Genomic DNA, 20,491 nt, shown 5'->3' on the forward strand with positions numbered 1-20,491 from the left:
GAGAAAATGAAAAGGCCAATTAGAGTTCTTGTGGCTAAGCCAGGTCTTGATGGACATGACAGAGGTGCAAAAGTGATTGCAAGGGCATTTAAAGATGCTGGGATGGAAGTCATATATACAGGATTGAGGCAGACACCCGAACAGATTGTAGAAGCAGCAATCCAAGAAGATGTTGATGTCATCGCATTAAGCATTTTATCTGGTGCTCACAACACATTGTTTCCTAAAATAATGAATTTGCTAAAGGATAGGGCAGCAGAGGAAATTATGGTAATTGCTGGCGGCATAATTCCTGATGAGGATATACCATTTCTAAAATCTGTAGGTATAAAAGAAATATTTACACCAGGTACGCCTACATCAAAGGCTGTAGAATATATTATGAAAAATGTAAAAGTCCAATAATTTAAGCTTGATGAAAAGAGGCTTAAAAATGAGAGATATAGATTTAGAAAACTTGCTATTAAAGAAAGACAAAAAAGCCATAGCTAAAGCTATAACTATGGCAGAAAATGGTGATGAAAAAGTTTATGAGATAATCAAAAATCTATACAACAAGGCCGGAAAAGCTTATGTAATCGGTATAACCGGACCTCCAGGTGTAGGGAAAAGCACTCTTACAAATGAAATAGCAAAATTTCTTCTAAAAGATAATTATTCAGTTGGAATTCTTGCAGTAGACCCTACCAGCTTTTTCTCTGGTGGAGCTATACTTGGGGATAGGGTTAGAATGAGCGATATAGCGCTTAATAAAAATGTATATATGAGGAGCATGGGAACAAGAGGCAAGCTTGGTGGATTGGCGAAAACAACAAGAGCAGCAATTCACATATTGGATATTGTCGGTATGGACTATATCATTGTGGAGACATCTGGAGTGGGTCAATCGGAAATTGACATTGTGAAGGCTTCTGATACAAATGTGATGGTTTTATCTCCAGGTATGGGTGATGATATACAAGCTATTAAATCTGGGATAATGGAGATTGGTGATATATTTGTAGTCAATAAATCAGATAGAGAAGGAGCTGATAAAACGGCGGCAGAAATTAATTTTATGCTTGATTTAAATGATAAATCAGATTGGAGACCGCCGGTATTAGAGGTTTCTGCATTGTATGGCAAAGGCTGTAGTACGCTTCTTTCTAAAATAAAAGAGCATCGATATTATCTTGAAAAAACAGGTGGTCTTAAAGAAAGGCGGCTTAAAAATTTAAGATGGGAAATTTTAGATATAGTAATTGACAATTTTATGAAAGTTTTAAACGAGAAAATAAGTCAGGAAAACATCACAGAATTGATTAAGGCAGAATATGCTGGATTGGCAAATCCATATATGATTGCGGAAGATATATATAAAAATCTCAAGGAGGACTTCAAATGATAAAAAAAATTGATCATATAGGTATAGCAGTAAAAAGCATAGAAGAGGCATCTAAGTTTTATGAGGACGTTTTAGGACAAAAAGTTGTTGGAATTGAAACCTTAAGTTCTGAAAATCTAAAAACAGCTTTTGTCAAAATTGGAGATGTTGAGATAGAACTATTAGAGGCTACATCACCTGATAGCCCTGTAGCAAAATTTATTGAGAAAAAAGGAGAAGGAATCCATCACATAGCATTTAAAGTCGATGATATTGAAGCATCATTAGAAAAATTAAAATCTAAAGGAATCAGACTAATTGATGAAATACCTAAGCTTGGTGCGGAAGGCTCAAAGATAGCATTCGTACATCCCAAAAGCACTAACGGGGTGCTATTAGAGCTATGTCAGAAATGACATGACTTAAATTTGTAAGCTAAGGGGGATAGTTAATTGGTAGGAAATACAGTAATAGGTGCAATTTACTTATCTCTGCTTGATATGATTTTGCTGATAATATTTCTCTTTTTGATTGATGGCATATTAAGGCTATTTCCTTTTTTAAATAAAATATCTAAATACTTAAAAAAGTAGGAGATAAAACATGATTATTTTAGACATTATAAAGGAAATGTTTAAATCAACTGGTTTAGTTCATTTGACGTTAGGAAATGCAATATTGATAGCTTTAGGAATAGCTTTTATTTCTCTTTCTATTGCTAAAAAGTACGAGCCATATCTTTTGTTGCCGATAGGGTTTGGATGCATAGTGGCAAATATACCATCCACTAATTTGCTTTTGCCAAATGGGCTTATTGGAATATTTTATCTTGGCGTTAAAAAGATCGTATATCCTCCACTTATATTTTTAGGTGTTGGAGCTATGACTGATTTTGGACCAATGATTGCAAATCCCAGCCTTGTGATCCTGGGTGCATTTGCTCATATAGGTATATTTATCGCATTAATAGGGGCGAAAATTTTAGGGTTTTCCATATATCAATCGGCGGCCATAGGAATAATAGGCGGGGCAGATGGGCCTATGGCAATTTACGTTACGCAAAAACTTGCCCCTAATCTGATGGCACAAATATCTGTTGCAGCTTATTCATACATGGCATTGATGCCGCTTATTCAACCGCCTATTATGAAGCTTTTAACTACAAAAGAAGAAAGAAAAATCATTATGAAGCAACCGAGAGAAGTTTCAAAAACAGAAAAGATTGTTTTTCCTATTGTTATTACCGTATTGATAGATATGCTATTACCGCCAATAGCACCGCTTATTACAATGATGATGCTTGGAAACTTATTAAAAGAATCAGGCGTCGTCGATAGATTGGCTAAGACTGCCAGTGGAGAATTGATGAATGTCATCACAATATTATTAGGTATATCTATCGGTTCAACAATGAAAGCTGACACCTTTCTTACGATTAAGACTTTAGAAATAATAGTTTTAGGGCTTGTTGCTTTTATGACAGGAACGGCTGGAGGCATTTTAGGTGCAAAACTTTTGAATAAATTATCTGGAGGAAAGATAAATCCTCTAATAGGATCGGCAGGTATTGCTTCTGTTCCTATAGCGGCCCGTGTTTCACACTACGTTGCTATTAAAGAAAATCCATATAATTTTTTAATCATGTTTGCCATGGGTCCAAACTTAGCAGGTGTTTTTGGCACTGCCATAGCGGGTGGAATGATGTTGACCATTTTAGGAGTTCATTAAATTTTATTCATACTGACAGTAGATTGTACTTCGATAAGTTTGGCAAGGATAAATTTATTCGATTTTCGAAGGTGATATTGTGAGGAACAAAAAAATATGTATAAACGAAAACTGGTGCAAAGGATGCGGGATTTGTGTAGAATTTTGTCCTGTAAATGCTTTGACCATGAAAGATAATAAAGTTTTTTTAATAAGCCAAGAAAAGTGCATATCATGCGGTTTATGTGAACTAAGATGCCCAGATTATGCAATTTATTTAGAGGTGATAGACGATGACGGTAAAATTAATGCAAGGAAATGAAGCAGTTGTAGATGCAGCTATAAAAGCAGGTTTGAATTTTTTTGCAGGTTATCCGATCACTCCTTCTACAGAAATCGCAGAACTTTGCTCAGAAAAGCTTCCATTAATCGGTGGCAAGTTTGTACAAATGGAAGATGAATTAAGCAGTATGGCTGCTGTTATCGGTGCATCATTAGCAGGAGCAAAAGCCATGACGGCAACGTCAGGTCCTGGATTTTCGCTAAAACAGGAAAATATTGGATTTGCGTCAATAGCAGAGATTCCATGCGTTATTGTTGATGTGCAAAGATGTGGGCCCAGCACAGGCATGCCGACAATGCCATCACAAGGTGATGTAATGCAGTCAAGATGGGGAACACATGGAGATCATCCAATAATAGTAATGTCACCATCATCAGTAAAAGAGGTGTACGAAATAACGATTAAAGCATTCAATTTTGCCTACAAATACAGGACACCTGTGATTTTACTGTTAGATGAAGTTATAGGTCATGTGAGAGAAAGAATAGAAATTGAGGATGATCTAAATATTACAAATGATCGATTTGATTTTCCAGACAAAGATGAATACATGCCTTATAAAAATGTATTAGATGGTGCTACACAGTTTATACCATTCGGCTTAGGGTATAAATATCATGTTACAGGGCTTGCCCATGATGAAAAAGGATATCCTACAAATAGTACTGATGTAAACGAAAAATTAATGAGGAGGCTTTTAGGCAAGATTGAAAATAACAGGGATGATATCTGCGTTTACGATGAGGAAATAAGAAAAGATAGTGATGTGCTTATTGTATCTTACGGTTCTTCTGCAAGAGCGTGCAAAGAGTCTATAAAAATGCTTGGCGAAGCAGGGATTAATGCATCTTTTTTTAAACCAATAACGATTTGGCCTTTTCCTGAAGCACATTTCAAAGAAATAAGTAAAAAATTCAAATACATTTTTGTGGTTGAAATGAACAATGGACAACTCTATTTGGAAATCGACCGTTTAGTCAAAGGCTTTGGGAAGGTGATTAAAATAAATAAATTTAATGGGGAATATCTGACACCACAATATATATTTGAAAATGTAAAGAAGGTGTTATGATGGCGTTTGAACTTATAGAAAAATACTTTAGGACTGATACATTGCCTACTATATGGTGCCCAGGCTGTGGCAATGGAATAATAACATCAGCAATTGTAAGAGCCATTGATAAATTAAACTTAGATCGTGATAAGGTCTGTATTGTATCAGGCATAGGATGTTCATCAAGAGCTTCAGGATATCTTAATTTTAATACGCTTCACACAACACATGGCAGAGCATTGGCATTTGCCACCGGTATAAAAGTGGCTAATCCATCTCTCACAGTTATAGTAATTACTGGCGATGGGGATTGTGCTGCAATAGGTGGCAATCACTTTATCCACGCATGCAGACGAAATATAGATTTGACTACCATAATGTTCAATAATAGCATTTATGGCATGACAGGTGGACAGTATTCTCCATCTACACCATCTATGGATAAATCTACAACTACGCCGTATGGAAACATAGATAGAGATTTCGATATGTGTAAACTTGCAATGGCAGCAGGAGCTACATATGTCGCCAGAGGCACGTCGTACCACGTACAGCAGTTAATCAAATTGATTGAAAACGGGATTATGCATAAAGGTTTTTCGTTTATAGAAGCAATTAGCATGTGCCCTACGTATTATGGGAGAAAAAACAAGAAAGGCGATGCCAAAGAGATGCTAAAGTGGCAAAAGGAACACGCTGTTTCAATCGACAGCATGAAAAAGATTTCTGAAGAAGAGCTTTCAGATAAATTCTTTATAGGAGAATTTTTAAACGTAGATGAGCCGGAATTTACTGAGAAATATGATAAAATGATTAAGTCATTGAAGGTGAATAGTGATGATAAATAAATTTGAGATGAGATTTGCAGGTGCAGGAGGACAAGGCATAATTTTGGCTGGCATAATATTGGCAGAAGCCGTATTGTTAGATGGAAAGAATTGTGTAGAAACGCAATCGTATGGTCCTGAAGCAAGAGGCGGTGCAAGCAAGTCTGAAGTAATAATCAGTAATGATATTATAGATTATCCAAAAGTACAAAAACCAGATATATTGGCGGTGTTGTCTCAAAAAGCGTACAATATGTACAAAAATGATTTAAAAAACGATGGGATTATAATAACCGATAGTTCGATTAATGTAGATGATAATACAATGAATAAAGTTTTTTCACTGCCTATAATAGAAACTGCAAAAAACAAAGTGGGAAGTCTTTTTACGGCAAATATAGTTTTGCTTGGGGTTGTTGCTGAGCTGACTAATATCGTGTCACAAGAATCGCTTATGAAGGCTATTATTCAAAAAGTCCCGAAAGACACAGAAAAATTAAATAAGATTGCTCTTGAAGCAGGCTACAATCTTGTTAGAAATGTATTGCTTTCTGCTTAATGATATTTAAATCAATTTATAATGTTTAATTGTATGGGGGTATATAACATGATGTTGTCAAAAAATGCTGTAAAAATAACACCTTCTGCAACACTTGAGATAACAGATAGAGCGAATAAATTAAAAGCACAAGGAATAGATGTCATTAGCTTTGGAGCTGGAGAACCTGATTTTGCTACTCCTCAATTCATAAAAGATGCTGCTATGGAAGCATTAAATAAAAATTATACAAAATATACTGCATCTTCAGGTATTAAAGAATTAAGAGAAGCTATATGCAAAAAATTACTACTTGATAATGGATTAAATTACACAGCAGATCAAATTGTTGTGTCTAATGGAGCTAAGCATTCTATTTTCAATGCTATGCTTGCTATATTAGATCCCGGAGATGAAGTTATAATTCCATCACCATATTGGGTGAGTTATCCTGAGATGGTTAAGTTAATGAATTGCAAACCTGTCATCATAAAGACAAAGCCAGAGAATAATTTTAAAATTTCTGCGGATGAATTTAGAAGATCAATTACAGAGAGAACGAAATTAATAATTATAAATACTCCTAACAATCCTACAGGAGCAATTTATTCAAAAGAAGAATTATCAGAAATTGCAAAAATGGCAGTTGAAAATAATATATTTATAATTTCTGATGAAATATATGAAAAGCTAATATATGAACAAAAACATGTTAGTATAGCATCTATAGATGAAAAAGTTAAAAATTTGACTGTAGTGATAAATGGAATGTCTAAAACATATTCGATGACTGGATGGAGAATTGGTTACAGTGCATCAAACTCTGAAATAGCTAATGTAATTAACAATATACAAAGTCATACTACATCTAATCCAAATACTATAGCACAATATGCTAGTATTGTCGCTTTAAACGAAGGTAATGATTTTATAGAGAAAATAAGGATAGAGTTTGAGAAAAGAAAAAATTTAATTTTGTCATTAATAGATAATATTACAGGACTCAAATATATAACTCCCCAGGGTGCTTTCTATGTATATGTTAATATAGATTATTATATTGGTAAGTCATATAAAAATGGCATTATAAGCAATTCATTGGACATGGCTAAATACTTGATAGATGAAGCTAACGTTGCAATAATACCTGGAATAGCTTTTGGAAATGACAATTATATTAGATTATCTTATGCGACTTCAGCCGAAAATATAAAAAATGGTCTTGAAAGAATAAGAGCCGCTTTAGAAAAGTTGACTTAGTATGTTATATTATTTTAGAGTTTCTTAAACTTTGATTATGTTACGGCGATTTACTAGTACTTGGTCTTAATGATTGGACCAAGTTTTTGTTTTTTTCAGAGCATTGACATGAAATTAAGAAAGTGTTATACTGCTATAAGTACAGTAAATACACTATAGACACTAAAAACAATGGATTTAAATACTTATTAGCGTAATGAAGGTGATATTGCATTGCGGATTATAATTAGAAATATACCTGGAAAACCAATTTATGAACAAATTAAGGAGCAAATTAAAGAAGCAATACTTAGTGATGAATTAAAAGAAGGAGACGTGCTTCCATCTATTAGGCAGCTTGCTAGTGAATTAAAAGTAAGTGTTGTTACAACGACAAGAGCATATTCTGATTTAGAGCAGGAAGGTTTTATTGTAAATGTACAAGGAAAAGGATGCTTTGTTACTCCTAAAAACAATGAAATTGTGCGTGAACAATTGCTTCGTAATATTGAAGATAATTTTGCGGCCGCTATAAATGCTGCAAAAATGGCAAAATTGTCACAGAATGAATTGCTTGAGATACTTAAATCTATGTTGGAGGGAAATCCATATGAATAATGCTATTGAAGTACAAGGGCTTTATAAAAGATATAAAGACTTTTCATTGAATAATATCTCTTTTAATTTGCCGACAGGATATATCATGGGATTTGTGGGACAAAATGGTGCCGGGAAGACAACTACAATCCGCTTAATTCTTAATATGATTAGTAAAGATGGTGGCAAAATAAAAATATTTGGCTTGGATAATTTACAAGACGAGCAAAAAATCAAACAGGATATTGGAGTAGTTTTTGATGACATATATTTTGTTGACAGTTGGAAAGTATGGGAAGTAGAAAAAGCAATAAAAGGATTTTATAGTAATTGGAGTAGTAGCTTATTCAATCAATATACAAATGATTTTAATTTACCTATGGATAAAAAAATTAGAGAATTATCACGCGGTATGAAAATGAAGTTAATGTTGGCTGTTGCAATGTCACATGAGGCTAAGCTTTTAATACTTGATGAACCGACGAGTGGTCTTGATCCTGTTGCACGTGATGAGCTGCTTGAAATATTGGCAAGATATATTTCAGATGGACAGAAAAGCATTCTTTTTTCTACCCATATTACTTCAGATCTTGAAAAAATTGCTGACTATATTACAATTATCGATCATGGGAGTATTTTTTATTCGGGAACAAAAGATGATTTACTTGATAGCTTTTGTATTGTTAAAGGAGATATGAAAGACCTACCGGATTCTCTAAAAGAAAAAATATTAGGAATTACTACAAATATCGTAGGATTTGCAGGTTTGATACCTACTTCTGAAATAAAATATTTACCTCCAAAAATCATAGTTGATAAACCTTCCATTGACGAGATATTAGTATTTATAAGCAAAGGAGAAAGATATCATGAGTATGAGTAACATTTTCAAGTCTATAAAACTCGATCACAATATCATGAAGAGTCGCTATCCAATGTTCGTGATCGGTTACGTGATAGGAATATTCTTGGCGATTATTTCAAAAATACCCATTTTTGGTGCTTTAGTTGTTATGATTATTTCGGCGCCACTTACCGGTCAGTATTTTTCAATATATGAAAAGAACAATCTTGAAAAATTATATGGAATGTTACCTCTAAAAAAATCCGAAGTCGTTTTAGGTAGATACCTGTATGCTATGTGGATTGTCATCATAAATGGAGCTATTGCAGCTGTATTGGCATATGTAATTTCGCTTTTAACAAATAGAGCAATGAATATTCCTGAATTCTTGATATATTTGACTGCAGGTTTTCTTTATGTGTGCCTGATGGTTGCAGTGATATTTCCATTATATTTTAGATTTTCATTTTCAAAAGTATATATATTTTCAAATTTACCATTTTATTTGGTTTTTATAATAACTTTTGCTTTCACTAGAAAGACGAACATTCTCAGTCAGCCTGGTACGTTAGCAAATTATATAGTATCACATTTTATTATGATAGGGACTGTCATGTTTATCTTGGGGCTTATGCTTTTGGCTCTTTCATGTCTTCTGTCTTGTGCTCTTACCGAAAAAAATATAGCAGTAAGCCTTTCTACAGAAAAATCAGAAAAGCGTCTTTACTTTGTTGATAATTTACGTACATTTATGGTTATACTAGTAGTGCTACAACATTTAGCTGAACTTTACAATATGTTATACTTGTTTATGATGTTGAACCAAGCGTACTTTATGGGTCTTTTATTTCTGCTTTCAGGGTATTTCACACCGGGCTCTTTCGAGCGAAAAGGTGCCTTGAAATTTCTGAAAGACAGACTGATGAAATTAGGTATTCCTACACTTGTTTATATTCTTATACTCAGTCCAATTGCATCATGGGGATATCAAATGATGCATTCATCTAAAGGAAGTGTTGTAAAAAGTCGTTTTGCCTTAGGCCCTATGTGGTTTGCAGTAATGTTGATTGCTTTTGATATTGGCTACTTAGGATGGCAGATGATTGAAAAAAACAGAAAAGAACATAAGGTGGAAAGTTTTCTACCGAAACTTACGTTTTATAAGATTGCCTTCTTTACGTTTATATTAGCGACCGCAAGTTATCTACTTAGAATCATTATTCCATATGGAGTGTCTTTCATAGAGTTCCCTTCGCTTGCCTATTTTCCACAATATCTTGGCTTTTTCATAATTGGGGTATTTTTATACAAAAGAAATTGGTTGCAGGCAATTCCTGGTTCTTTTGGACAGATTGGCTTTGTTCTAGCGATGTTATCTACATTTATATTGCTTCCTGTAGCACTTATGGGACTGAACGGTTTGTTCATAGGCTATGGTAGTTGGCAGTCGGCTGTATTTGCATTGTGGGATTCGATCTTTGCAGTGGGAATGAGTCTTGCACTTATTACTTTCTTTCGACGTTTCCTAAACAGCGGAAAGAAATTTGGCCAGTTACTATCGCAGAATTCTTTTGTAGTTTACGTTATCCACGCGCCGATCATAATATATCTAATGTTGGTGCTACACAGTGTCAATACAAATCAACTGTTAAAATTCGGATTAACAGCAGTAATAGGAGTTCCCCTTTGCTTTGGCATTGCCTATCTTATCAGATCGGTTCCTTATATAAAAAGAATTTTCTAAAATTCAATTTTTAAACGGTAATATAGGTATTATTGAAAGGCATGGTGGTAGAATAGAAGTCGCGAGTAAGGTTGGGCAGGGCAGCACTTTTACGATAATACTGCCAGAAGAAAATTTAGCAGGAAAAAATTTTGGATCCTGCTAAATTTTCTTCATATCGATCCAATTGTGTACACGTCTGTTTACTTCATCCCATTTGACATTGTTCATGAAAGCATCAATATATCCTTTTTTATCTGTTCCGTAGTCTATGAAATATGCATGTTCGTAAGTATCGATTATTAAAAGGGGAATCGACCTTGAAATGATGCCATGATTGTGAAGATCTTGCAGATAATTGTGAAGCTTTAAGTCAATTGGGTCAAAGCAAAGAACTGTCCAACCCCTTGACGATATTGCACATGCTTTAAAGTCGTTAAGCCAGTTTTCATAAGAGCCGAAATCGTATGTTATCATAGAAGCGATTATTCCTGTTGCAAGGCCGCCTGTTCCGCCAAGGTTTTCAAAGTAAAGTTCGTGCAGTTTTACGCCATCCAATGCATACGTTTCTTCCAGTTTAAGTTCTCTGTATTGGCTGTATGTGGCATTTGCATTTTCCCTATCAGACGTGGTTAATTTCTCCCAAATTTCATTTGTCTTGTTAACATATCCTTCATACAATTTATAATGCTCTTGCAACGTCTTTTGCGATATGCCGTTTAACACTAAGTTATACTTTTTAGGTATCAACCTTTTCAATTATTTTACCTCCCTCTATAATCTCCCATCAGACTTTTTCTGAAATATTATATGATTTTGATGTATACTGTGATACAATAAATTAAAACATGATATGAGTTGGAGGTGTTTTGCTTGGACATAAATGAAATAAAGATTGAGACGAAGGAAGTCATTGAAGAGCTTTTAGATATAGCCGATGTAAAAAGCGGTGGCCTTTTTGTATTAGGTGGTAGCACGAGTGAGGTCATAGGCCGAAAAGTTGGAACGTCTGGAAGCCTTGATATAGCAAAAGCGATTGTTGATCCGATTTTAGATTCTTTAAAGAAGAGAAATTTGTATTTGGCTGTACAGGGATGCGAACATTTAAACAGGGCACTTCTTGTAGAAGAAGATGCTATGATAAAATACAATCTTGAGGAAGTATCTGTGATCCCTCAAGTACATGCAGGAGGTTCATTGCAGACTTATTCTTACAGTGTATTTGAAAAACCAGTTATGGTGGAGAGCTTGAAAGGATTAGGACATGCGGGGCTTGACATAGGACTTGTATTAATTGGCATGCACTTAAGGCCTGTGGTTGTTCCAGTTAGGTTAAAGCACAGCAAAATAGGCGATGCTACGATAGTGGCTGCTAAGACGCGGCCTAAATTAATCGGTGGAGAACGTGCAATATATAAAAAGCAATAATTTATCAAGTCGCTCTGGAATTTAAGAGCGATTTTTTTATAAAAATTGATTATAATCACAGAATTTTATCTTGATTTTGTTATACTAAATGTGGAGGTGGTGGTATGGAATGTAAATATTGTGCTCAGGTTGTACATATTTTTAATGAACTAAATGACGAAGAATTAAAAGTCATATCCGATCTGACAAAGGAATGTTTTTATAAAAAGGGAGACATCATACTGAATGAAGGTGACATCTTAGAACAAATATACATAATTCACAGTGGAAAGATAAAAATTTACAAGATAAATTCAGATGGCAAAGAACAGATATTGTATATTTTAAAAGATGGTGATACTTTTGGAGAAAATAGTATATTTAAAGAGCAAAAGTCCACATTTTACGCTGAAGCCATGGAAAATGTAAGTATGTGCATTTTGTCAAAAAATGACTTCGTGAAGATAATATCAAAGAATCCGGCTATCGCCTTTAAAATCATGAATTATTTGAATGAAAGAATTAAAAGCCTTGAGCTGCTTCTTAAAGATCTGACCACAGAAGATGTTAAAAAGCGCCTTATGTCAATCATTTATAGGCTTGCCAAAAAAGACGGAATGAAAGATATAAACGGTATTAAACTAAGACTTTATTTAAGCAGAGAAGATCTGGCGAATTTAGCCGGTACCACCAGGGAGACCGTTAGCAGAAAATTAAGAGAATTAGAACATGAAGGGATAATAGAGTTTTTATCAAATAGGGAAATACTAATTAAAGATATTGATGATTTCAATGAAATTTGATCAGGATCACATAAATTTTTGAGGAAAAGTTTTATTATTAATGTGTAATAAAAATTAAAAGGAGATGATTTTAATGATGAAAGAAGTAAAATTTACCGTTGAAGGGCTTAGCTGCCCGGATTGCAGCAAAAAAATCGAACAGGCTTTAGCTGCGCAAAAAGGTGTAAAAGAAGCCAAAGTGATTTTTACAACTGGCTCTGTTAAGGTAAAGTTTGACGATGAAGTCATAACACTTGACGATATAAAGAGGGTTATAAAAGATTTTGGATACAGCGTCTAAGATTTAACTATGATGTCGGGCTTTTGCTCGACTTATTTTTAAAAAAAGGAGGTGCAAAATGACGTATATGAAGGATAAAAAACTATTTTCACTTTTGTTAGCTGCAATTTTCATAATTTTAAGCTGGTCATTTAGATTTTTTGATTATAAAGTTGTGGCAAATATGTTAATGTTAGCTTCAGCGGTTGTTTCTGGATATAATATCTTGAAAAGTGCTTTATTATCTTTAAAGTACAAGATCATAAGCATAAATTTGCTTGTATCGATTGCAGCAATAGGGGCAATAATAATTGGTGAAAATTGGGAAGCTGCAGCAGTGACATTTCTGTTTTCGCTTGGAGGCTTTTTAGAATCATATACCCTTCAAAAGACGAGGAATGCCCTTAAATATTTGATCGACATGGCACCAAAAATAGCTCACGTTGTGAAAAATGGCACTGTGAAAGATGTGCCTGCAGATGATGTAAAAGTTAAAGATATAGTGGCTGTAAAGTCCGGCGAAAAAATACCTGTAGATGGATTTGTTGTAAAAGGTAATGCATCGGTAAATCAGTCAGCTATAACAGGTGAATCTATGCCTGTAGATGTAAGCGTTGGAAGTTTTGTGTACAGTGGTGCTATAAATGAAAATGGTTATATTGAAGTAGAGACGGTCAATTCAGGTGAGGACACTACCTTTTCTAAAATTTTATATCTCGTTGAAGAAGCGCAAGGAGAAAAAGCGCCTACTCAAAAATTCATCGAAAGATTTTCAAAATATTATACTCCATCAGTTATAATAGCATCGATCATTGCATTTCTGATAAAAAGAGATTTGATGATGGCTCTTACATTTCTTGTAATAGCTTGCCCTGGCGCTTTGGTCATATCGACGCCTATATCTGTAGTATCTGCTATAGGAAATGCAGCTAAACACGGTGTCATAATTAAAGGTGGAGAATATCTTGAAAACCTTGGAAAAGTAAACATAATAGCTTTTGATAAGACAGGCACATTGACGGAAGGAAAGCCTTTCGTTGTAAATGTCATATCGGCTGGAGCAAATAGAGATGAGCTTTTAAAGATTGCTAAAAGTTTAGAGGTAAAGTCAGAACATCCGATAGCAAAAGCTATCACTTCATACAGCATAGATGAAGAAATTTTTGATGTAGATGATTTTGCCGTAGTTATTGGCGAAGGAGTCAAAGGCAAGATAAATGGTGATACGTATTATGCTGGAAATCGCAAATTGATGGCAAATAACGGAATAAATATTGACTGTATCAGAGATTACATGGAAAAAGAAGAGGAATTAGGCAGAACACCTGTAGTTGTGGCTAAAAATTACAGTGCTATCGGTCTCATTTCTATTTCTGATAAAGTGAAAGGTTCTTCCATTGATGCTATAAAAGAGCTTAAAAAATTGGGGATTAAAAAGACTGTCATGCTTACAGGAGACAACGAAAAGACTGCAAAGCAAGTGAAGCAACAGTTTGATTTGGACGAGTATTTTTCTGAGCTTTTGCCTGATGAAAAGTTAAAAATATTAAAATCCTTGAAAAAAGAAGGAATTGTTGCGATGGTAGGGGATGGTGTAAATGACGCGCCATCGTTGGCATATGCTGATATAGGCGTATCCATGGGATTAAGTGGAACCGATGTGGCAAATGATGTTTCAAATATTACGCTTACAGATGACAACCTTGAAAAATTAGCTTTTGCTGTGGATTTAAGTAGAACTACCTTAAAAAATATGAAACAAAATATATACTTTTCAGTATTTGTAGTCTTTGTACTTTTATTGGGCGTAATTTATGGTGAAGTATTTCTGGCATCTGGGATGTTTGTACATGAAGCAAGTGTATTTGTAGTTACGCTAAATGCCATGAGACTAATGAAGTATGAAGGGCGCTTTAAGTGAGCGCCCTTTATTGCTATTTTTCTATTTTCAAATATCTGACTAATATTGACGCTGCTTCAGCTCGAGTAAGATAGCCGTTTGGATTAAAATATCCATTATTGCCCTTCATCAAATCCAATCCATAGGCAATTGCCACGTATCCTTTTAAAGAATTGTCTACGCTATTGGCATCTTTTAAGAAATCTAATGTGTAGATGTCATTTATGTCGGCAACATATTTTAAGCCAAGACTTCTTACGATGAATTTTGCTGCTTCTTGCCGAGTCACTTTAGAGTCGGGATTTTTCTCATTCTCTGTGATGATTTTATTGTTAATTGCTACGTTGTAGTAATTATCGTAGTTTTCATCATCGTTGGAGCTAAGAGGTATTATTATGCTGTTTGGCTGAGAGGATTTTACCAGCATTTTTATAAAATCTTTTTGCAGTATATAGTCATTTGGCATGTACTTGCCATCTTTTCCATCTACTATGCCATACTGTAATAGAAGTAGTATGTCTTTCTCTGCCCAATTTCCAGCTATATCTGTAAATTGGTTGCTTTTATCCTTTTCAATTGGATTTCCTGAGAAGTCGACATAATCTCCTGTCTTTGCGTCTATTAATCCATTGAAGTTGTTAAGTTGATACACGAGTTTTACATCTTGTGGAGGCGTATCATATACTTTGTCTGGTGCGTAGTAGATGATGTAAGTAAGCTGTAAGTCGCTATTTTTAAACAAAGTATTGTATGCATTGTCAAGGCTTATTAGATTTTTACTGTCTGGCAAATTTAGATTTATCCAGCTATAATTGTATGATACTATGTCTCCAGTGTACTTATTGACGCCTATATATATGGAATCAAAAGGACACTGTATGCCATTTGCCATATACACGTAGTTAAATGACATATACGGCGAATTATCATAAGGAGATGTTGGAACGTCTTGATATTCCATTTGTTTGAATTTATCAGGCTGTATCTTGGTTAAGTATTCTTCGGCTATGCCTTTTAACTGATCTTTCGTGTACTTCGGTGTTTTTCCCTGAACATTATTTTCACTGCTGTCGTTTCTTGTAAATGTCATTAATTCACCTGTTGTAGCGTCAACCGAAGCCGTTATATAATTGTAGCTGCTTCCGTCGGAGTAGGACCAACCAAAATCCCAAATTGCACTATCGGAATTTGAACTATTTTTGAAAAGATTGGAAGATGTAAGGTTGTACTGAGATCCTATTGTAAATGGAAGTTTTTCTTTTGCCATTTGAATAGCCTTGTCTTTAGAGATGTATTTTGAGATGTCGTCTACGGCTTTTTGTTCTTCAGGGGACAAGACTGATTGCGAATCAGCCGATTTTGTAGACATTCCGCCAGTGCCACCAATCATGGGTCCGTAATAGTTTTGAGGCAAGACTGTACCGCTTATGGCATCAATAGGCTGATTGTTTACAAGTGTGTAAACTAATATTGCCTGCGGTTTTGGGTCATTGTTTCCGTAAACATCTTTGTAAACCACATTGTACTGCAATCTAAGGCTGTTGTTGTTTTTGTATATTTCTATGGCTTTATCTTTTGAAATGGCTAATTTGGGGTCGGGGAAGTTGTAATTGTCATTCCACGTCAAGTAGTATGACTGAACATCTAAAGTGTTTTTGTTTACTTCTATAGTTATGTGATTTCCTTCAAATGTGATTCCATTTACCACTTGTGCAAAATTGAAAGAGTATGCGTTGCTATACGCGATTTTTGGGCTTAGACCCAGGTAATCGTCGCTTTCCTGCTCTTTCGTTTCTTTAAATTTTTCTGGGATGACCTTGTTTAAAAAGTCGACTGCTACTTTTTTGGCGTCATCTCTTGAGTATTTAGGTATGACGCTATTTGAACCATTGTCAGGTTTATAAAAGCTGTAGCCTGTTATCTCGCCCGTATCAGCATTTACGTATACTGTGATACTGCCGTTTGTGCTGGATGTCCATGTCAAATACCATGTCTTATTGCCACCGCCTTCATAGTAGTTGGAACTAAAGCTGTATCCATCTGTCGGAAGATTTAACTTTTCTTTCGCAATCTCAATAGCTTGCTTAAGCTCAATTTTGCTGTTTGTCTGGGCAAACACGGCAGAAGGAATAGCTGCTACTAAGATAAACATGACAGTTATTAAAATAGCCAAGAGCCTTTTCATCTAAAAACCTCCTCTTTATTTTAGTATTTTACATCAATTCATTAGACGATTGATGTGCGAAAAAAGTTCCATAAAATGTATCAAATTCTACTTAAAATGTTCCAAATGTCAGGATCTTCTTGACCCAGCCTCCAAACAGCTATGCCTGATATACCGTATTGAGATACTAATGGCAGTTTTGCTTGAAAACTTCTGACATCTTCAAACCATACGGTGTGTTTTACGGAGTCGACTGTATAGGTGTACGTGGATTCTTGTGCGGTCTCGTCGTATTCGATTTTGACGCCGAGATTTTTAGCTGTCTCTATGGCTTGAAAGTAAGATAATGTCCTTGGATAGTTTGAGCCTTCTGCCCAGTCATAGCCGTAAACTGCCATGCCAAGCCAAATTTTTTTCGGCTCAACAGACTTTGCGGCGTAATCTAATACACTGCGAACAAATCCAATTGATGCAATGGGACCTGGCTTCGAGAAATGTTCGTCGTATGCTAATACGTATGCTTGATCTGCAAATTGGCTTAAAACAGTGTATTGAAATGCGCCTGAGAAAGGATGCCTTGGGTTGTCTTCTGTTTCTGCCGGCAATGAAATCGTGACAATCTTATTAGCGCTTTTTAGCGAATAATAAAGTTCTTCCATAAATGCGTTAAGATTGCTTCTGTCTTCTGGTGGCACAAACTCAAAATCGATATTTATTCCTGGATAGTTATTTGATAATGCCATGTTTACTATGCTGTTTACTAATATGCTTCTTAAAGATGTATTGGATATTAAATCATGTATAAGCTGTGATTTTTTCGGATCAGAATAATTGTGTACAATAGGAAAGATAGGCAAATTATTCTGAGATGCTATGCTTTTGACGTCTTGCGACGACATATCCGCCAGCGTGCCGTCTGGCTTAACGCCGTACCAGAAAGGTATGAGCGTTGTTATTTGAGAGATGTGTTCTCTTAGATCATCTATAGCACCTGGTGCTATATCAAAATACCATTTGTTATCCATGACGATACCTCCTAAAATATTATATTTTATAATACGCCATTATATATCCTTTGTGATTTACGACGCTCCGCAAAATTTTGCTTCCAAAAATACCTTGTATTGAGTATAATTTATAGTAAGTGTTTAATTTAAGAAATGGGGTGGTGTTAAGTTTTTAATTATCGTCTAAAAAGCAAATCGATTTAAGATTTAAAGGAGGTCTTAACATGGACAAGAGATTGTACCGCTCGAGAAACCAAGTTATCTTGGGAGGCGTTTGCGGTGGCATAGCAGAGTATTTTGATATAGATGTGACTATAGTGAGGCTTATTTGGGCTTTGATCGCCTTGGTGGGAGGTTCTGGCGTTTTACTTTATATAATTGCTTGGATCGTTGTTCCGGAAAATCCATATCAATTAAAAAATGATGATTATAATGGTGAAAATGCTAATGTTGACAAAGAGCATGAAAGGCCAAAAATTTCTTCAAACAGAAAAAGCAGCGAGGTATTTGGATGGATTTTGATTGCTTTAGGCTTATTTCTTCTCGTCAGGATATTCATGCCATGGTTTGATTTAAGGATTTTTTGGCCGGTGCTTCTTATAGCATTTGGACTTTTATTTATATTTAAAAAATAATGGTAAAAGTATCGGATTTTCCGGCATTTTACCATTTATCAAACAAATTCAGCTTTTTTGCTATTAGGTAAAAGGCAAATATGGCAATAAGCAGTATTAGTCCGCCCAAAAAACCTATTGCCTGTTTTGGAACGATTAGCGTCGATAATAGGACGGCTGTCAATAAAATTATGGTAAGCCATGGTCTTAAAGGAAACCCGCGCCTTTGACATTCAAAGTAATCCGGGTTTTTCTTCTTAAGCATAGGTCTGTATTTGATGAAAGTGTACAAGATGATGATCCAGTTAAAAAATTGTATGAATCCTGTAGCACTCGTTATATATTCGTAAACATCTTTAGGAAGGATGTATGAAAGCACGACGGCAACAAGAAGTCCGAAACTGCTTATCAACAGAGCGTATATAGGCACATCTCTTTTACTTAGCTTGCTTAAAAAAGTCGGTGCGAATCTTCCTTTTCCTAAAGAATACATGACCTGCGTTACTCCGTACATGGCTCCATTCATAGTAGTCAGTGCTGCTGTAAGTATGATAAAATTCATTATTGAATCGATATACGGTATGTTTGTAAATGAAAGCAGCTTAATGAATGGACTTTCTTTTGTGGATACTTCGTACCATGGAATTACTCCTAAAAGTACGGCAATAGACGATAAGTACAATATGGACAGAAATAGTACGATGTACCTTCTCGCTATAGGTACATATTTTTTTGGTTTTTTTGTTTTTGATGCTGTCATGGCTGTGACTTCTATACCACCAAACGGTATTAAAGACATAAGCATTGCTCCTAAAAATCCTTTAATGCCATTTGGCAAAATGCCTCCATGAATGTAGTAGTTTTTAAATCCTATATTGCCTTTATTGCCAAATGCCCCGAAAAGTGCAAATATGCCGATGACAGTTATTATAAATAAAGCGGATACTTTTATTGTTGAAAACCAAGCTTCTACGGTGCCAAAATTTTTTGTGCCTAATGCGTTCACACAGATTACCATGATGGAATAAATCAGTGCGAATATCCAAAGTGGGACTTTAGGGAACCAAAACTTAGTAAAGATTGCTGATGCCGTCACTTCGCTGGACATGATGAATACACCTGCTGTCCAGTATACCCATCCGCTTAAAAACCCGCCTATGTCACCTAAGGCTTCTTCAGCGTATACCCTGAAAGAGCCGTCAACAGGATTTGCAACGATCATTTCAGAAAGGGCGCAAAAGACTTCAGACATTATAAATGCTGAGATAAGGTAATCTAATAGGACTATTGGTCCCGCTGTATGGATCGCTATGCCGCTTGCTAAGAAGAATCCGGCTCCAAGTATTCCACCTACACCTACCAATACCAGTTCGTTAACAGATAGATTTCCTTTTTCCAAAGCAATACCTCCATTATACAATTCATTCAATGACTTACTTTTTATTATTTGTAATTATTATGTGTTTTATTAACTTGAATTTTGGTTATACATGATGTAAAATTTCATTTATCAAAAATTATTGTGGAGGAAAGCCATGAAGTATTACATGTTAGATAGAATTGAAAGACTGTTTTTGTATTTTGTTACATTTATCATTTTATTAAGTGTAGCTGTATTGTTTGTGTTTGTCTTCGTAGATGTCAATATGAAAGGTATCAATGTGGAGCTGTCTGTATTGTGGTGGATACTTTATATAATCTTGTCTATGGCTTTGACAGTTGCATTATTTTCTATAGGCATTTCACAAGTCATTTTGCTTGAAGATTATTTTGTCGTATCATTGGGCATCATGGGCTTTGCCAGAATAAGATACGACAACATCGCTGAAATAAATGAAATAGAGAAAAAAATTAATTATAAAAGAGGCATTAACTTAAAAAACGATGTGTGCAGTTTGATCATTTCGAAAAAAAGTTTATTAGAAGTACAATTAAAATCACCAATTAAAATTTATTACTTTTTGCTATTTGACAGGTATGCAAATGATATTGTCTTTTCAGCACCAAATTTGAAAGTATTAAAAGAAGAAATAAACAAAAAAATGTGATTCATATTTTCACAAATTTTATCATAGATAAAGTATTAAGCGCGTCTTTAAAGG

General features: G+C 34.9%; 23 protein-coding genes. 19 read left to right on the top strand and 4 right to left on the bottom strand.

From position 1 onward, the window contains the following. Positions 1–6: 6 nt before the first annotated feature. From ACZ42G_RS04945 to ACZ42G_RS05005, 13 genes are all read left to right on the top strand, one after another. Positions 7–405 carry a cobalamin B12-binding domain-containing protein gene (locus ACZ42G_RS04945; RefSeq protein ID WP_464851713.1) on the top strand — a complete coding sequence of 133 codons (399 nt, stop codon included), beginning with the start codon at positions 7–9 and terminating at the stop codon, positions 403–405. Positions 406–433: 28 nt separating this feature from the next. After that, positions 434–1,384, top strand: coding sequence for a methylmalonyl Co-A mutase-associated GTPase MeaB (gene meaB / locus ACZ42G_RS04950; protein ID WP_464851714.1), 951 nt, complete (start codon positions 434–436; stop codon positions 1,382–1,384). Further along, positions 1,381–1,779: a methylmalonyl-CoA epimerase gene (mce, locus tag ACZ42G_RS04955; protein ID WP_464851715.1), complete on the top strand. Its 399-nt coding sequence runs from the start codon at positions 1,381–1,383 to the stop codon at positions 1,777–1,779. The genes meaB and mce overlap by 4 nt, the downstream gene beginning before the upstream one ends. Before the next feature lie 36 nt (positions 1,780–1,815). Beyond that, positions 1,816–1,956 carry a hypothetical protein gene (locus ACZ42G_RS04960; RefSeq protein ID WP_464851716.1) on the top strand — a complete coding sequence of 47 codons (141 nt, stop codon included), beginning with the start codon at positions 1,816–1,818 and terminating at the stop codon, positions 1,954–1,956. A gap of 10 nt (positions 1,957–1,966) precedes the next feature. Then, positions 1,967–3,091, top strand: coding sequence for a sodium ion-translocating decarboxylase subunit beta (locus ACZ42G_RS04965; protein WP_014759007.1), 1,125 nt, complete (start codon positions 1,967–1,969; stop codon positions 3,089–3,091). A 76-nt stretch (positions 3,092–3,167) separates the two neighbouring features. Beyond that, positions 3,168–3,392, top strand: a complete 225-nt coding sequence (locus tag ACZ42G_RS04970) for an ATP-binding protein (protein ID WP_038069473.1) — start codon at positions 3,168–3,170, stop codon at positions 3,390–3,392. Then, on the top strand, positions 3,364–4,485 hold the full coding sequence (locus ACZ42G_RS04975; protein ID WP_464851718.1) for a 2-oxoacid:acceptor oxidoreductase subunit alpha: 1,122 nt from the start codon (positions 3,364–3,366) through the stop codon (positions 4,483–4,485). The genes ACZ42G_RS04970 and ACZ42G_RS04975 overlap by 29 nt, the downstream gene beginning before the upstream one ends. Further along, a complete protein-coding gene (locus ACZ42G_RS04980) occupies positions 4,485–5,315 on the top strand; it encodes a 2-oxoacid:ferredoxin oxidoreductase subunit beta (protein ID WP_464851719.1) in 831 nt (276 codons plus the stop codon). Before ACZ42G_RS04975 ends, ACZ42G_RS04980 begins: the two co-directional genes overlap by 1 nt. Continuing rightward, complete coding sequence (locus ACZ42G_RS04985) at positions 5,305–5,853, top strand: 2-oxoacid:acceptor oxidoreductase family protein (RefSeq protein WP_464851721.1); 549 nt, start codon at positions 5,305–5,307, stop codon at positions 5,851–5,853. Before ACZ42G_RS04980 ends, ACZ42G_RS04985 begins: the two co-directional genes overlap by 11 nt. A gap of 48 nt (positions 5,854–5,901) precedes the next feature. After that, the gene (locus tag ACZ42G_RS04990) at positions 5,902–7,092 is read left to right on the top strand and encodes a pyridoxal phosphate-dependent aminotransferase (RefSeq protein WP_464851723.1); all 1,191 of its coding nucleotides are present in this window, start codon (positions 5,902–5,904) and stop codon (positions 7,090–7,092) included. Positions 7,093–7,305: 213 nt separating this feature from the next. Further along, entirely contained in the window at positions 7,306–7,689 is a 384-nt protein-coding gene (locus ACZ42G_RS04995; RefSeq protein ID WP_464851725.1) for a GntR family transcriptional regulator, read from the top strand. After that, complete coding sequence (locus ACZ42G_RS05000) at positions 7,682–8,551, top strand: ABC transporter ATP-binding protein (protein ID WP_464851727.1); 870 nt, start codon at positions 7,682–7,684, stop codon at positions 8,549–8,551. The genes ACZ42G_RS04995 and ACZ42G_RS05000 overlap by 8 nt, the downstream gene beginning before the upstream one ends. A gap of 52 nt (positions 8,552–8,603) precedes the next feature. Continuing rightward, positions 8,604–10,256, top strand: a complete 1,653-nt coding sequence (locus tag ACZ42G_RS05005) for an acyltransferase family protein (protein WP_464851729.1) — start codon at positions 8,604–8,606, stop codon at positions 10,254–10,256. 141 nt (positions 10,257–10,397) lie between these two features. Here ACZ42G_RS05005 and ACZ42G_RS05010 read toward each other — a convergent pair whose 3' ends face one another. Further along, positions 10,398–10,994, bottom strand: coding sequence for a superoxide dismutase (locus ACZ42G_RS05010; protein ID WP_464851731.1), 597 nt, complete (start codon positions 10,992–10,994; stop codon positions 10,398–10,400). A 114-nt stretch (positions 10,995–11,108) separates the two neighbouring features. Between ACZ42G_RS05010 and ACZ42G_RS05015 the strand changes: the two genes are divergently transcribed. The 4 genes from ACZ42G_RS05015 to ACZ42G_RS05030 all read left to right on the top strand — a co-directional run bounded on the left by ACZ42G_RS05015 (position 11,109) and on the right by ACZ42G_RS05030 (position 14,625). Then, on the top strand, positions 11,109–11,663 hold the full coding sequence (locus ACZ42G_RS05015) for a TIGR01440 family protein (protein WP_014759000.1): 555 nt from the start codon (positions 11,109–11,111) through the stop codon (positions 11,661–11,663). A gap of 104 nt (positions 11,664–11,767) precedes the next feature. Then, the gene (locus ACZ42G_RS05020) at positions 11,768–12,445 is read left to right on the top strand and encodes a Crp/Fnr family transcriptional regulator (protein WP_014758999.1); all 678 of its coding nucleotides are present in this window, start codon (positions 11,768–11,770) and stop codon (positions 12,443–12,445) included. A 73-nt stretch (positions 12,446–12,518) separates the two neighbouring features. Continuing rightward, positions 12,519–12,725 (top strand): heavy-metal-associated domain-containing protein, encoded by a 207-nt coding sequence (locus tag ACZ42G_RS05025; protein ID WP_464851733.1) that lies wholly within the window; start codon positions 12,519–12,521, stop codon positions 12,723–12,725. A gap of 58 nt (positions 12,726–12,783) precedes the next feature. Next, positions 12,784–14,625 (top strand): heavy metal translocating P-type ATPase, encoded by a 1,842-nt coding sequence (locus ACZ42G_RS05030; RefSeq protein ID WP_464851734.1) that lies wholly within the window; start codon positions 12,784–12,786, stop codon positions 14,623–14,625. A 13-nt stretch (positions 14,626–14,638) separates the two neighbouring features. Here the strand turns inward: ACZ42G_RS05030 and ACZ42G_RS05035 are convergent, their stop codons facing one another. After that, a complete protein-coding gene (locus ACZ42G_RS05035; protein WP_464851736.1) occupies positions 14,639–16,789 on the bottom strand; it encodes an S-layer homology domain-containing protein in 2,151 nt (716 codons plus the stop codon). A gap of 80 nt (positions 16,790–16,869) precedes the next feature. Further along, complete coding sequence (locus ACZ42G_RS05040) at positions 16,870–17,793, bottom strand: glycosyl hydrolase family 18 protein (protein WP_464851738.1); 924 nt, start codon at positions 17,791–17,793, stop codon at positions 16,870–16,872. Between the two features lie 206 nt (positions 17,794–17,999). Between ACZ42G_RS05040 and ACZ42G_RS05045 the strand changes: the two genes are divergently transcribed. Further along, complete coding sequence (locus ACZ42G_RS05045) at positions 18,000–18,410, top strand: PspC domain-containing protein (protein WP_435620397.1); 411 nt, start codon at positions 18,000–18,002, stop codon at positions 18,408–18,410. Between the two features lie 28 nt (positions 18,411–18,438). Here the strand turns inward: ACZ42G_RS05045 and ACZ42G_RS05050 are convergent, their stop codons facing one another. Next, positions 18,439–19,788, bottom strand: a complete 1,350-nt coding sequence (locus tag ACZ42G_RS05050) for an amino acid permease (RefSeq protein ID WP_464851740.1) — start codon at positions 19,786–19,788, stop codon at positions 18,439–18,441. 136 nt (positions 19,789–19,924) lie between these two features. Between ACZ42G_RS05050 and ACZ42G_RS05055 the strand changes: the two genes are divergently transcribed. After that, positions 19,925–20,437 (top strand): hypothetical protein, encoded by a 513-nt coding sequence (locus ACZ42G_RS05055; protein WP_464851742.1) that lies wholly within the window; start codon positions 19,925–19,927, stop codon positions 20,435–20,437. The last annotated feature ends 54 nt before the right edge of the window (positions 20,438–20,491 follow it).

The organism is Thermoanaerobacterium calidifontis (genome assembly GCF_055381745.1).